This is a genomic window from Pseudorhizobium tarimense (genome assembly GCF_022968135.1).
In the GTDB taxonomy this organism is placed as follows: Bacteria; Pseudomonadota; Alphaproteobacteria; order Rhizobiales; family Rhizobiaceae; genus Neorhizobium; species Neorhizobium tarimense.
Genome location: NZ_JALJRA010000011.1, coordinates 152,919 through 166,089 on the forward strand (window position 1 = coordinate 152,919; position 13,171 = coordinate 166,089).

General features: G+C 61.0%; 16 protein-coding genes. 6 read left to right on the forward strand and 10 right to left on the reverse strand.

Translation table 11 applies throughout. The annotated features are described in order from the left end of the window. Nucleotides 1–69: 69 nt before the first annotated feature. Complete coding sequence (locus MUU54_RS14935) at nt 70–681, forward strand: flavodoxin family protein (protein WP_247244809.1); 612 nt, start codon at nt 70–72, stop codon at nt 679–681. Between the two features lie 113 nt (nt 682–794). Here MUU54_RS14935 and cydB read toward each other — a convergent pair whose 3' ends face one another. Together cydB and MUU54_RS14945 are read right to left on the reverse strand one after the other, a co-directional pair. Further along, nucleotides 795–1,799: a cytochrome d ubiquinol oxidase subunit II gene (cydB, locus tag MUU54_RS14940; RefSeq protein WP_247244810.1), complete on the reverse strand. Its 1,005-nt coding sequence runs from the start codon at nt 1,797–1,799 to the stop codon at nt 795–797. Continuing rightward, nucleotides 1,789–3,207 carry a cytochrome ubiquinol oxidase subunit I gene (locus MUU54_RS14945; protein ID WP_247244811.1) on the reverse strand — a complete coding sequence of 473 codons (1,419 nt, stop codon included), beginning with the start codon at nt 3,205–3,207 and terminating at the stop codon, nt 1,789–1,791. The genes cydB and MUU54_RS14945 overlap by 11 nt, the downstream gene beginning before the upstream one ends. 303 nt (nt 3,208–3,510) lie before the next feature. On the opposite strand from MUU54_RS14945, the gene MUU54_RS14950 reads away from it, so the two are divergent. Genes MUU54_RS14950 through MUU54_RS14960 form a run of 3 tightly spaced genes read left to right on the forward strand, consistent with a single transcriptional unit; the run spans nt 3,511 to nt 4,274 of the window. Further along, complete coding sequence (locus tag MUU54_RS14950) at nt 3,511–3,780, forward strand: hypothetical protein (RefSeq protein ID WP_239997019.1); 270 nt, start codon at nt 3,511–3,513, stop codon at nt 3,778–3,780. Nucleotides 3,781–3,801: 21 nt separating this feature from the next. Further along, a complete protein-coding gene (locus MUU54_RS14955; protein WP_247244812.1) occupies nt 3,802–4,008 on the forward strand; it encodes a hypothetical protein in 207 nt (68 codons plus the stop codon). 17 nt (nt 4,009–4,025) lie between these two features. Continuing rightward, on the forward strand, nt 4,026–4,274 hold the full coding sequence (locus MUU54_RS14960; RefSeq protein WP_247244813.1) for a hypothetical protein: 249 nt from the start codon (nt 4,026–4,028) through the stop codon (nt 4,272–4,274). Nucleotides 4,275–4,314: 40 nt separating this feature from the next. Here the strand turns inward: MUU54_RS14960 and MUU54_RS14965 are convergent, their stop codons facing one another. Then, a complete protein-coding gene (locus MUU54_RS14965; RefSeq protein ID WP_376742101.1) occupies nt 4,315–5,070 on the reverse strand; it encodes an endonuclease/exonuclease/phosphatase family protein in 756 nt (251 codons plus the stop codon). 61 nt (nt 5,071–5,131) lie between these two features. On the opposite strand from MUU54_RS14965, the gene MUU54_RS14970 reads away from it, so the two are divergent. After that, on the forward strand, nt 5,132–6,073 hold the full coding sequence (locus MUU54_RS14970) for a lysylphosphatidylglycerol synthase domain-containing protein (RefSeq protein WP_247244814.1): 942 nt from the start codon (nt 5,132–5,134) through the stop codon (nt 6,071–6,073). Here the strand turns inward: MUU54_RS14970 and MUU54_RS24815 are convergent. After that, on the reverse strand, nt 6,050–7,552 hold the full coding sequence (locus tag MUU54_RS24815) for a phospholipase D-like domain-containing protein (RefSeq protein ID WP_247244815.1): 1,503 nt from the start codon (nt 7,550–7,552) through the stop codon (nt 6,050–6,052). The genes MUU54_RS14970 and MUU54_RS24815 overlap by 24 nt on opposite strands. A 93-nt stretch (nt 7,553–7,645) precedes the next feature. Beyond that, a complete protein-coding gene (locus tag MUU54_RS14980) occupies nt 7,646–7,798 on the reverse strand; it encodes a hypothetical protein (protein WP_247244816.1) in 153 nt (50 codons plus the stop codon). A 151-nt stretch (nt 7,799–7,949) separates the two neighbouring features. Here MUU54_RS14980 and MUU54_RS14985 point away from each other — a divergent pair, with 151 nt between their 5' ends. Next, nucleotides 7,950–8,459 (forward strand): ferritin-like domain-containing protein, encoded by a 510-nt coding sequence (locus MUU54_RS14985; RefSeq protein WP_247244817.1) that lies wholly within the window; start codon nt 7,950–7,952, stop codon nt 8,457–8,459. A gap of 25 nt (nt 8,460–8,484) precedes the next feature. On the opposite strand, the gene MUU54_RS14990 is transcribed toward MUU54_RS14985, so the two are convergent. The 5 genes from MUU54_RS14990 to MUU54_RS15010 all read right to left on the reverse strand — a co-directional run bounded on the left by MUU54_RS14990 (nt 8,485) and on the right by MUU54_RS15010 (nt 13,137). Further along, nucleotides 8,485–8,694, reverse strand: coding sequence for a hypothetical protein (locus tag MUU54_RS14990; RefSeq protein WP_247244818.1), 210 nt, complete (start codon nt 8,692–8,694; stop codon nt 8,485–8,487). Nucleotides 8,695–8,856: 162 nt separating this feature from the next. Further along, a complete protein-coding gene (locus MUU54_RS14995) occupies nt 8,857–9,078 on the reverse strand; it encodes a hypothetical protein (protein ID WP_247244819.1) in 222 nt (73 codons plus the stop codon). Between the two features lie 120 nt (nt 9,079–9,198). Next, nucleotides 9,199–11,181, reverse strand: a complete 1,983-nt coding sequence (gene asnB, locus MUU54_RS15000; RefSeq protein ID WP_247244820.1) for an asparagine synthase (glutamine-hydrolyzing) — start codon at nt 11,179–11,181, stop codon at nt 9,199–9,201. 109 nt (nt 11,182–11,290) lie between these two features. Further along, on the reverse strand, nt 11,291–12,667 hold the full coding sequence (locus MUU54_RS15005) for an FAD-containing oxidoreductase (protein ID WP_247244869.1): 1,377 nt from the start codon (nt 12,665–12,667) through the stop codon (nt 11,291–11,293). After that, entirely contained in the window at nt 12,661–13,137 is a 477-nt protein-coding gene (locus MUU54_RS15010) for a DUF4126 domain-containing protein (RefSeq protein WP_247244821.1), read from the reverse strand. The genes MUU54_RS15005 and MUU54_RS15010 overlap by 7 nt, the downstream gene beginning before the upstream one ends. Nucleotides 13,138–13,171: the final 34 nt, after the last annotated feature.

Here is a 13,171-nt window from a genome sequence, read left to right on the forward strand (position 1 = left end):
CAGGAATTCCTGGAACCGCGCAGTCGGGCAGCCGTTCCGATGGCAGCCTTATCTTTCCAGGAGTGAAAGATGTCTCTTACCGCGCTCGCCCTCAATGCCACGCTCAAGTCTAGCGGCGGAGAACCCTCTTCGACCGACCGCATGCTCCGCCTCATCGAGGCTTCGATGAAGCCGATGGGTGTCGAGACCACTATCCTTCGACTGGCAGACTACAACATCAAGTCCGGTGTGCTTTCGGATGAAGGCGAGGGTGACGAATGGCCGAAGATCCGGCAGATGGTGCTTGACGCGGATATCCTGATCCTCGGGACGCCGATCTGGATGGGACAGCCTTCCAGCGTTGCCAAGCGTGCGCTGGAGCGGATGGACGCCTTTCTCAGCGAAACAGACGATCAGGGGAGGATGGTATCGTACGGACGCGTGGCTGCGGTTGCGGTTGTCGGCAACGAGGACGGTGTGCACCACGTTTCGGCCGAGCTTTACCAGGCGCTGAGCGACGTCGGCTTCACCATCCCCGCCAACGCCGTGGCCTACTGGGTCGGGGAAGCAATGAACAGCACCAACTTTAGCGATCTCGAGAAGATCCCGGAGAAGGTCACCAGCACCGTTGGCATGCTCGCCCGCAACACGGTCCATCTCGCGAAGCTGTTGAAGGACAACCAGTATCCCGGCGAGAAGTAATCAGGCGCCAAGCCAGAGCTTGATCAGCAATCCCACGGTCGCGACGCAGACCACACCGGCAAGCCAAAGTCCGATGAACCAGAGGATCCGCTTGCCGGTACCAGGGCCGGGCATCAGTGGTAGCCCTCTTCCGGATCGACCTTGCCGCGGAAAACCCAGTAGGCATAGGTCGTGTAGGCGAGGATCAGCGGAACCAGCACCGCAGCACCGACCAGGAGGAAGGCCAGGCTCTCGTCGGGCGCGGCGGCATCCCAGATCGTCACCGATGTGGGGACGATGTAGGGGTAGAAGCTGATGCCGATGCCCGCGTAGCCGAGGACGAATAGGCCGAGCGAGGCAATGAACGGGCGCGTATCATGAAGCGTGCGAAGCCCGTGAACCAGCGTCAGGAAGCACCCCGCAACAAGCAGGGGAACGATAACGCTGAACGCCGCCGTCGGCCAGCTGAACCAGCGCTCGAGATAAAGAGGTTCAAGGAACGGCGTCCATAGGCTGACGGACCCCATGGCGAGAAGCGTGGCGACGCCCGACAGGTAAGCGTAGTGGCGGGCGCGATGCGCAAGGTCGCCGGTCGTTTTCATCACGAGCCACGTCGCGCCGAGCAGCGCATAGCCGACGAGGACCGCAAAGCCGGTTGCTACGGAGAACGGCGTTAGCCAGTCCCACCAGCCGCCGGCATAGGCGCGGTTCTCGACAGGAATGCCTTGCACCAGGGCGCCGAGCGCCACGCCCTGCGCGAAAGCTGCGACGGCTGACCCGCCGGTAAAGGCCCAGTTCCAGAGTCCTTCCGCGCGGCGCGAGCGCCATCGGTACTCAAAGGCGACGCCTCGAAAGATGAGGCCGAGCAGCATCGCGATGATCGGCGCATAGAGCGCCGGCAGGATGGTCGCATAGGCAAGCGGGAAGACCGCGAGAAGGCCTCCGCCGCCCAAGACGAGCCAGGTCTCGTTGCCGTCCCAGACAGGTGCAACGCTGTTCATCATCACGTCCTTGTCGCGCTTGTCGGGAAAAAGCGGGAAGAGGATCCCAACTCCAAGGTCGAACCCGTCAAGGATCACGTAGGCGAGGACGGCGAAGGCAATGATCGCCGCCCAGATGAACGCGAGATCAATTTCCATGATGATCGTACTCCTGCTTGCGGGCGAGGTGAGGTGCCGGGGTGATGCCGGCCGTACGGATCGGGCCCTCGTCGAGATCGCCGAGCGGGTCGCGCGGCAATCTGGATATCAGGCGGAGGATGTAGAACGTGCCCGCACCGAAGACCAGGAAGTAGACGATGATGAAGGCCACCAGCGACGAGCCCACAGCGGGAGCGGAAATGGGAGAGACCGAATCCGCCGTCAGCAGGTGCCCGTAGACGGTGAACGGCTGCCGGCCCACTTCCGTCGTGACCCACCCGGCCAGGACGGCGATGAAGCCGGCCGGGCCCATGACCAGGGCGGCGCGATGCAGCCCGTCACTCTGGTAGAACGTGCCACGCCGGCGGCACCACAGGCTCCAGAGGCCGAGGCCAAGCATCGAGAAGCCGAGCAGGATCATGATGCGGAAAGACCAGAAGACAATCGGCACCGGCGGATGCAGTTCCTCGGGAACTGTGTCGAGTCCCGGAAGCGGCGCGTTGAGGTCGTGCTTCAGGATGAGGCTGGAGAGCTTAGGGATCTCGATCGCATAGTCGACACGGTTTTCGTCCGGATTGGGTATGCCGAACAGGATGAGGGGGCCCCCATCTGGATGACTTTCGTAGTGACCTTCCATCGCCATCACCTTGGTCGGCTGATGCTCGAGCGTGTTGAGGCCATGCATGTCTCCAGCCAGGATCTGCAGCGGCGCTACGATCGTCAGCATCCACATCGCCATCGAGAACATAGTGCCGGCGCGCAGCGGCGAAGTGTGGCGAAGAAGATGAAGCGCACCAACTGCCCCGACGACCAGAGCGGTCGTCAAATAGGCCGCGAGCACCATGTGCACGAGGCGGTAGGGGAAGGACGGGTTGAAGATGATCGCCCACCAGTCCTCAGGCACGAACTGGCCGGCCTCGTTCATGCCGAAGCCCTGGGGGGTCTGCATCCAAGAGTTCACGGCCAGGATCCAGGTTGCCGACATCAGCGTGCCGAAGGCGACCATCAAGGTTGCGAAGAAGTGGAGCCGCGGACCTACGCGATGCCGCCCGAACAGCATCACCCCAAGGAAGCCCGCCTCCAGAAAAAAGGCAGAAAGGACCTCGTATCCCATTAGCGGACCGATGACTGGACCTGCCTTGTCGGAGAACACGCTCCAGTTCGTGCCGAACTGGTAGGACATGACGATACCGGAGACGACGCCCATGCCGAAGGCCAAGGCGAAGATCGTCTTCCAGAAGTCAAAGAGCTCTATGTAGACTTCTTTCTTGGTCCAGAGCCACAGGCCCTGCAGCACGGCGAGGTAGCTTGCGAGGCCGATGGAGAAGGCGGGGAAGATGATGTGGAACGAGACCGTGAAAGCGAACTGGAAGCGAGCCAGAACGAGGGCATCCAGATTTTCGAACATGAGCTCCGCACCTCGGCCGTTGGACGCCGGCAGTTCCGGCTTCGCTCCCTAAGATGTTTTAATGCTCCCGAAGGTCAATACGGGCGCATCGCCGCAGCGGGGCAGTATGCCGCATCAGCCGCGATGAGGTATTTCGCCGCAGATTTCTCGGGCGGCGGATGCTTGAGCTGCCCGAGAGACCAAAGCTTACAGTTCCTTGGGCGATCCGATCGAGCGACGCCTTGCCTGGATCGCTCATAATCCTCAGGAACATAAGTCTCCGCGCATTGGTTCTGAGATTACCAACTCAAGAAGGAGGCACAGATGAGCAAATCCGTGGAGACGACCGATCACAAGGAAATCCGTGGTTGGGTTGAAGAGCGTGGAGGCCATCCGGCACGCGTCAAGACGTCCGGCGAAGGCGGGATCCTACGGGTAGACTTCGGCGAACCCGAGGACTCTCTTGAGCAGATCAGCTGGGACGACTTCTTCTCGATCTTCGATGAAAACGAGCTCTGCTTCCTCTACCAGGAAGAAACGTCAGGTGGAAAAACCAGCCGCTTCAACAAGTTCGTCTCCCGCAGCAAGCACTGACACGAGAAACAGGAGGCCAAAATGGCAACCTCAAAGCACTTCCGGCAGGACCGCCCGAGCGACGCGGATCTGCAAGGCAATCCCGGGATAGGCACATCGAAAGGCCGGCACGGGCATCTGGTCGAAGGTGACATCCAGGGCGAGAACACCGAGGAAGGCGACGTGCTGAATGACACGCTTCCGTCCGGTGGCATTGATCCGGAGCAGCGCGGCCGCGACAACAAGTAGCGAAAGCGAGACGTGACATGCAAGGCAACAAGACACATCAACAACAACGCGACATCATCGAGAAGCGCGTCAATACCTCCAATGCCGGCGAGGACTTCGATGCGCGCGCTGACCTCGAGCGCAACGAGGCTGCGCGAGAAGCCTACCGCAAAGGCGACACTCTCAGCATGAAGGCGGCGGAGCTTTCCATGAATGAAAACGATCCGGCGATCGTGCGGGGCGTCAACCAGGAAAGCGAGCACAACAAGCATTCTGGTTCCGAGTAACAAGGCGGGGGAGGGCTAATCGCCTCCTCCCCCGCAAATGCTAGATTCGGATCGTTGCCAGCAGTGGCAGATGGTCGGATGCACGGCGGGTCAGGCGCGTCGAGACAACCTGCGTTTCCACAACCTGGATCTCCTGGGAAACGAAGATGTGATCGAGGCGCATGAATGGGTAACGTGATGGAAACGTCCTGCGCAAACCGGATCCCGATGCGCGTTGCGCGTCCTTCAGATGACTGGCGAACTGCTTGTAGGCTGCCGAGCGCCCGACGGAGTTCAGGTCGCCGATCAGTATCCGCGAGGTTTCCCGGCAGGATGGATGTCCGAGCCAGGTTGGGCCGAGAAGGGACGACGCCTGTTGCATCCGGTCTCGCGCACGGAGACCGAGATGCGTGTTAAAGATCTGAAATTGCTTGTCTCCGGCTGTCACTTCCACCCAGACCGCACCGCGCTGCTCACCGGTAGACGGCAACATTCCCCCCTTTACGAACCTCATCGGAAGCGCAGTCAGGATGGCGTCGCCGTAGCGCTCTTCAGCGACATGCAGTGCAGCGTGGAAGTGAAACTCCATCTTCAGAAGCGAGGCAATGATATGAGCCTGATCTGTGCCGCCTGTGCGCCGGCGGCCGACGTCCAGTTCCTGCAGGCCAATGATATCGGGTGATAGTTCGGCTATAACTTCGGCAATACGCGCCGGATCAAGCTTTCCGTCTGTGCCGATGCAGCTGTGAACGTTATAGCTCAGGATTTTGAGGAGGCGCCCAAACAGGGGCTCGGTCTGCGGTTCTTGGGATGCCATGCAGCAGGGAACCCGTTCGTCTTGCTTTCGTTCCCTGCTAGCAGATAACGAAGGGGGAGAAATGATCACCAGGCAGCGTCTGTTAAAGTTGGCCGTTCTCGCTGCCATCATCTTCGCCGCGATAATGGTCTATCGAAGTCTCGGACGCTATACCTGGTCTGAATTCACCGCTTCCGTGCAGGCCATTCCGGCGGGTCATTTGTTGACCTCGTTCGGGTTCGTAATCGCTTCCTATTGCTGTCTCACCGGATTTGATTGGCTTGCGGTAAGATATGCAGGTCACCCTCTCCGTTATCCTCGGACGGCGGTTGCCTCTTTCACGAGCTTGTCGATCGGTCACAATGTCGGGCTGGCGGCGTTAAGCAGCGGGGCCGTCCGCTATCGTTTTTACTCGCGCTGGGGCCTGTCCCCTGAGCAGGTGGCGAAGGTAATCGTCTTCTGCGGCTTCACGGTCGCCGTAGGGCTTCAAACTCTCGCGGCAATCGCCCTCCTGTCCTCGCCCAACGGGCGAGGAGACATGCTGGGGCTTTCTTCCGAGGCATCGGTTGTTCTCGGGATCGCCATCCTTTCATTGCCGGCCGCCTACCTCCTCCTCTGCTGGCGCGTGAGGCGGTCGCTGGTCCTCGGCCGCTGGCGTTTGGAGCCACCTTCGCTTCGGCTGGCGGTGGGGCAAGTCGTCGTCGGTACCCTCAATTTCGCCTGCGTCGCCGGCGCAATCCACCAACTCCTGCTCGCTGTCGCGCAGGTGAGGTATCTGGAGGTTGCGACAGCCTATGTGACCTCGAACATCGCAGCCCTCATCAGCCATGTTCCCGGCGGACTAGGTGTGTTGGAGGCGACCATGCTTGGCCTGCTTCCGCATGCCGGTGCGATCGGAGCACTTGTTGTCTTCCGCGTGCTCTATTTCTTCGTTCCATTGATGATCGGCGTGCCTACGCTGATCATCAGCGAGGCCTATTTCCGCCGCCAGCCGCCCAGGCTACCCGAGCAGGCGACGGGATAGGCGCATCACCGATCGCTTGACAAGAACTGCCATCGGGCGGATCGGCCAGAAAGGTTGTTTGGGATCGAGAATGCCGGTGCCAACGAGCGATTCCGTATCGCCTTCGCCGGAACTGACGTCGAACGGCCTCAGGCATCGGGCATTGCCGTTCATGCGGTCGATGGCGGCAATCAACGAACCCGTATCTTCTACCGCGCGCGAGAACTCTTCAGGCGAGCAGCCGAGATGTTCAGCAAGTAGATCGTCCCTGGCAGCCGTGACGGCACGGCGTCCCTCCGGCGAACGGGTCTCGACGGCAATGTCGCATTCCGTATCCAGCCCTTCGGAACGGTTGTTGAGGTTGGAGGACCCCACCCGAACGAACCGATCATCGACAATGATCACCTTGGAGTGGATGATGATCTCTTTTTCGCCGCCTTTGCCATCGGGCGTGACTGCATAATAGACCCGCAGCCTCCCATACCGATCCGCACGCTTCAGGCGGCGGATCAACCGGGTGCGGTTCCGTCCCATCATCGCCTGCTCGATAAACCCATGGGATTCGCGTGTGACGACAACGACCACTTCCGGTCCGTTGCGCGCCTTCAGGCGCTTTGCGAGCGTGCGCGCGACGCCGAAGGAAGCGAGATACTGCGTCTCGATGTAAAGGTGGCGCTCGGCCGCACGCAACGCTTCATGGGTCAGCTTGATCGCTTCCCTGTGGCCCCTGCGCCCTTTCCAGTTCCAGGCCTCTGTCAAGGCGAGGGCAGTGTTGCAATCGGTCACTGCGGGAAGCAGGTCCTCGGGCCACGGATTGCCAGAGGTTGTCGCCTTCGTCGGCTCCAGCGCCTCACCCGTCAGCCTGCGCCACCGCTCCCGCGCCAGGTCGGCAACGAAGAGTGCCGGTGGGCCACTGACAATCATCTGGACGTCGTGGACGGGCCCATAAAGCGTTCCATCGGGCGATACACGGCGTGGATTGTCGATCCTGTGATCTCTTTCGTCCCACCGCCGCGCGGTCAGATCGATGCCACCGAGAAAGGCGGTACGATCGTCGACCGCCACGATCTTCTGGTGGTGGCTGGCGCGCAGCGGATGATCGAAATCGAACTTCAACGTGATGCGGGGATGGTCGCTCCAGTCCATGCGGCCAAAGAGCTTTAGGCTCTTGCTGGAGTAGAGGGGGCCCATGCCCCAAACCAGCAGCCGAACTTCCAGATCGGGCTGCGTCTCGACGAGATGCCGCAGAAGCTCGCCCAGTGTCTGTTCCGAAGTCTCAGGGCGAAGGCGGATATCCGGATTGAAGTCCCAGCCGATGATGAAGATCGATCGCTGCGCCTGGCGAAGAACCTGATCAAGGCGCCGGTAATAGTCGGCCCCGTCAATGAGAAACGCGACTTTCTCTGCGCGCGCGCTACGCCACGCATTGCGTCCTGGCTTGATGATGGGATTGTGCTGCGCCTGTTGCTGCGTCTTATCTACCGTTGCCGTCACGTCCACCTATGCGCCCCGATCTGCGATCGCAGGAGAACGCATTTTGTTCCAGCTTGTTCCCAGCCAGGCGGAGAAGATCAGCAACTGCGGCAACAATCCTCAGGCGTAGGCCGGAGGATTGTTCTCGTCAGGATTAGGAGTGGGCGTTTCGTCGGGCAGACGATCTGGCTCAGGCTCGTCGATAGGGGGGTCCGGTTTCCAATCGGGTGCGGGCACCGGCGGCGTTTCATAAGGTTCGCGCGGATCAGCCATCACGTTCTCCTGTCAGCTTCGAGGGTCCAACCCAAGCTGACTGGGATTGTTCCTCATCTGGGCCTTTTTGCTGTCAGACCGGCGATGCACGGAACGGCTTCCCACCTCGGTCGTTGGCGCTCATGTTCGGCAACGACAGTGGGAGGTGACGATGGCTCATATGCAGGATCACTATGCGCACTGGCTGCGTGATGCTCATGCGATGGAAGAACAGGCAATCTCCATGCTAAGCGCGCAGGCAAAGCGGATAGAAAACTATCCGCTGCTCGAGGCACGCATCGAGCAGCATCTGACGGAGACACGAGGGCAGGAACAGGCCCTTCGCACGCTGCTGGACAAGCTTCCCTCAGGGCGATCATCCGCGCTGAAAGATGCCACGGGCCGTCTAGCCGCGATGCTCCAGGGGATGACAGGCGCTCTTACTCAGGACGAAGTCGTGAAAGGTGCGATGACGAGCTATGCCTTCGAGCATTTCGAGATTGCCACCTATCGGGTTCTGATCGCGGCCGCCGATGAACTCGCAGAAACGGAAGCAAAGGCCGTTTTCGAGCAGATATTGCAGGAGGAGACAGCGATGGCGGCCTGGCTTCAGGACAATCTCGATGACACCACTCGGCTTTTTCTAATGCGCGACGAGCGGGATCTCCAGGCGAAGCGATGAGAAACCCGCCTAACCAATCTGTTTATCAGGTGTAGCTTCCTAGGGTGCCCAGCCGCGCCTGCAGATCCTTTGGATCTCGCACGCCGTGCTGATAAAGATCGAACATTTCTATCGCCAGTATCGTGGCGGCACCTGCGCTCGGCTGCAGGCCTCTTTGGGTGCAGACTTCGGCAAGGCAGCGCTCCAGAAGCGCCAGCTCGTCAGGCTCGTAGATGGTAGGTGATATCTGCGTCATATCGGTCTCCGTCAATCCGGAGCAAAGGCGCCCTGCATGATCCAGGACCCGACGCTCATCCGTTCATTGGAGAGCTGAGCCTACGCCTTCCGTCGCCCGACGCAAGGGCGACAGACAGTAATTGGCGATGCATGGTGATTGCCTCACGCCGTCTTTATCCGATCACTCGTCGTCAAGGTGATTTGCCTCGTGGTCCTGATACTGCTCCGTCTGGACCGCCTTGCTGTCGAGGCCGCGGCCGCCGGAGTGCTGGGATTTGTCGCGGTTGGACAGAACCATGTTGTCCGGCAGGATTGACTTGTCGACGTCGGTCATGGCGCCCGTCCCGCTCTGCTTGCCTTCGGTGCCTCCGGCGCCGAAATGTTTCGAGTTCGCATTGGCCATCTCTGCCTCCTTGCACTTGCTTTGCCATCGCGTCGATCGATCGACGCGTGCTACATGGACCAAACGATGCCGCAGCGAATTTGATCCAGGAAGGACAGTGTTTCTCGATTGGCGATGGGATCAGGCCGGGAGCGTATCTCCAGCCACCGTGAGTTCGCGATCGGCATCGACGCGTCCTGCGGACGTGTTTCTGGAGAAGCTCTCCAACCACAGCTGCGTGGACAAGATGCCGATAAAAGCTGCATTGTCCCGAAAACCCGTGAACGGGCGAGAACGGCACTTCTGATGAAGCCGTTCTACAGCGAGGGGATTGAACAATCCTGCCTTTGCCACCGACGAGCGAGCGAGATGTTTGCCGACATAGGCGGGTTCCGGAGCGGTGAACGCGCTGCTATCAGGTGCACGGTAAGGCTGTTTCGGACGGTGGACGATATTCTCTGGCAGAACGTCCTTCGCAATCCGGCGCAGGATGTGCTTCTCCCGAAGGCCTCTGAGCTTTGTTTCGGGATGGAGCCGGGCGGCGAACTTGACGAGCCGGTGGTCGAGGAAGGGGAAGCGTCCCTCCACCCCATGCGCCATGGCCATCCGATCGCCTTGGCTTGAGAGAATGTAGCCCGGCAACAGGTAGCGTGTTTCCAGGAACTGTGCCTGGTGCAGTGGGTGCCACCGACCAAATTCCGCCGGCAGGCGAGAGGCGAGATCTTCCGCCGCATCGTAACTCGAAAGCTGCTCCTTGAGATCATCGGAGTAAAAAATCTTCGCCGCTGCGGTGCTGCGCATGCGAGGTCGGTGGGAGAAAAGCGGATCGCCGCTATCGCCACCGCCGACGCCGAAGAACGATGCCAGATACTCCGCCGATTGTTGCTTCAGGCTTGGCAGGTACGGGTAAAGCTTGCGAAACAGGTGCGGTCGCAGCCGCGAGGCGGGTTGGCGAGCGCAGAAGCGGCGGACACGGGCTTCCCGGAATATGTCGTAACCGGCGAAAAGCTCGTCCGCGCCTTCGCCCGTGAGGACGACCTTCATTCCCGACCGGCGTACGAGCCCCGAGAGGAGGAAGAGTGGTGCGGGAGCGGTGCGCAGAACAGGCCGTTCTGCACAGCGGACAACGGCGGGAAAGGCGTCGGCGATTTCGGCAGATCCGCAAGCAATCGAGCGATGGCTGGTCCCGAATTCCTCCGCCACCTGTCGCTGATATTGGCTCTCGTCGTGTTCGGCGCTGTTGAAGCCGATGGAGAAGGTGTTTAGCCCTTGCGGCGCCATGCCCGCGGCCATCGCAACGATGAGTGACGAATCCAGACCACCAGAAAGATAGGAGCCGACCGGCACGTCGGCACGCATCCGCAGCCGGATCGCGTCTAGCAACAGCGAGCGGAGTTCTTCCTCCAACGCAGCTTGCTCCTCGCGGGGGCGCAGGTCACTGGCGTCAGGGTAAGTCGGCATCCAGTAGTGCCGGGTGCGGGCTTGACCATGCTCTATCGTCAGTGCTGTACCGGGTTCCAGCTCAAGAATGCCCTTGAACATCGTTCGCGGTGCGATCGGCGCCCAGAGGGTAAAGATCTGATCAAGCGCAATCGGATCGAGCTCCGCCTCAATTCCAGGCATTGCGAGCAGGGACTTTGCTTCGGATGCGAAGAAGATCGAGCCCCGGTGCTCCGTGTAGAACAGCGGTCTGACGCCCATGCGGTCGCGCGCGATCAGCATGCGCCGGCGTCGGCTGTCCCAGATTGCAAAGGCAAAGTCGCCGTTCAGTCGCGCCAGACATTCATCGCCATACTGCTCGTATAGCTTGAGAAGCACTTCCGTATCGCCGCCGGTGCGAAACCGGCAGCCGCGCGACTTCAGCTCTTCGCGCAATTCCACAAAATTGAAGATCTCGCCGTTAAAGGCGATGACGAAGTTGCCGTCCTCGGTCGCCATCGGCTGATGGCTGTCGCTGACGCCGACGATGGAAAGGCGCACGTGAGCGAGGCCTACCCCAGTCGCGGAGTAGATTCCTTGACCGTCCGGCCCCCGGTGCGCGATTGCCTGCGCCATCGAAGACAGCAACGATGCCGGCCCCTCCGGGACCTGGAATTCTCCGACGAAGCCTGCAAATCCGCACATTTTTGAACAACCCGATCCCGCTCCCAAGACGGTTTAATCGGGTCGCGTTCAGGAGCGGTTAAACGACACGCCATGGGGACTGCCAACGCCGAATCCAGTAAACCATCGATTAAACTGGCTCAGCGCTCTGGATGACGGTCGGCCACAGCTCAGACACCGTCGGGTGGATGGGCAATGCCCAGCGAAGGCTGTCGGCGGTGGCGCCGGCATTCATCATGTCGAGCACGCCATGGATCGCCTCATCCCCGCCGGCTCCAAGAATGGCAGCGCCGAGGATCTGTCGGCTCTCAGCGTCGATGATGATCTTCATCAGACCCTGCGTCTCGCCTTTTTCGATGGCGCGCCCGACGCGCGACATGGGGCGGGTCCCGATCAGGATCTTTCTTCCCGCCTTGGCCGCCTGCGCCTCCGTCCTGCCGACCCTGCCGAGCGGCGGGTCGATGTAGAGTGCGTAGCCGAGGAGGCGTTGCGACACCTTCCGATCCTCCCCGTCGAGCAGATTGGCCGCGACGATCTCAAAGTCGTTGTAAGCGGTATGCGTGAAGGCGCCCTTGCCGTTGCAGTCCCCGAGCGCATAGATCCCCGGGACATTGGTGGAGAGGTCGTCGTTCACCTTGATGTAGCCGCGCTCGTCCACCTCCACACCAGCGGCCTTCAGGCCTAGATCGTCCGTATTGGGACGCCGGCCGGTGGCGAGGAGGACATCTGAACCGATCACCTCCGGTGCGCCTTCGCTGCAGGACAGGCCGACAGCTATGCCCTGCGGATGACGGCTGAAGCGGATGCACTCTGCGCCTGTCCGGACCTGAACCCCCTCCTTCTCCAGGATTCCCCTGATGGCGTCGGAAATCTCGGGATCTTCGCGGCTGATCAGACGATCGCCTTTCTCGACCACCGTCACCTCCGCGCCGAACCGGCGGTACATCTGCGCGAATTCAAGCCCGATATAGCTTCCGCCGATGACCACAAGATGCTCGGGAGCGCGATGCAGCATTACGATGCTGCTGTTGGTCAGGTAGTCGATGTCGTCGATGCCAGGGAGGTCAGGGACAGCGGCCCGTCCGCCGACATTGATGAAGATCTGCGGCGCCTCCAGGACCTCCTCAACCACGCGAACCCGCGTCGGCCCCTCGAAACGGGCATGTCCGCGGATCAAGGTGCAGCCTTTCATGCCGCTCAGCCATTTTTCGTTGTTGCCACGCGCATTGAGCGTCACCTGGTGGGAACGCTGCATGACCTTGGGCATGTCGATCTGGACATGCCCATCGAGCATCACGCCGAAGTCGGCTGCGCGACGTGCAAGATGCGCGGCGTAGGCGCTGGCAACCAGCGCCTTGGTCGGCATGCAGCCGGTATTGACGCAGGTTCCGCCGACATGCTTGCGTTCGATGATCGCAACCGACTTGCCGGCTGCGGCGAGACGCCCGGCAAGCGGCGGGCCAGCTTGGCCGGTGCCGATGATGATCGCGTCGAAGCTTCTCATGATACTGCCACCAAGGTGACCGCGTTGATGATCAGCCATGCGCCAATCACCGCGACTGCATCCTCGAGAAGCGCGGCTGGGGTGTCTTTTCGAAATGCTGTGGCGAGGTTGGCGCGGATGGCTGCCCCGCCCACAGTTCCGGCGACTGCCCCGACGGTACCTGCTACCAGCGCTCCGAGCCAAATGCCGAAGCCTGCTCCCAAGGCAGCCCCTGCAAGCGCGCCGATCACAACGCGACCGGCAAACTGAACGGGTACCTTGCGACTGGGCGTTTTCGGAAGCTTGTCGGTCACCAGTTCGCCGGCGGCAAGGATCGTCAGGATGACAACCGCCCAGATGGAGGTGAGGAAGGAGAGCCATGTCCCCGTCAGCGCGAGAAAACCGAGATAGGCGCCCCAGGCGACCGCCGCGGCGGCGACCATGGTGCGAAGACCTACAATGACGCCGATCAGCAATGCGAGGAGGTAGATCATGGGATGCCTTTCCGAATGGAGCGACAGGACTGGG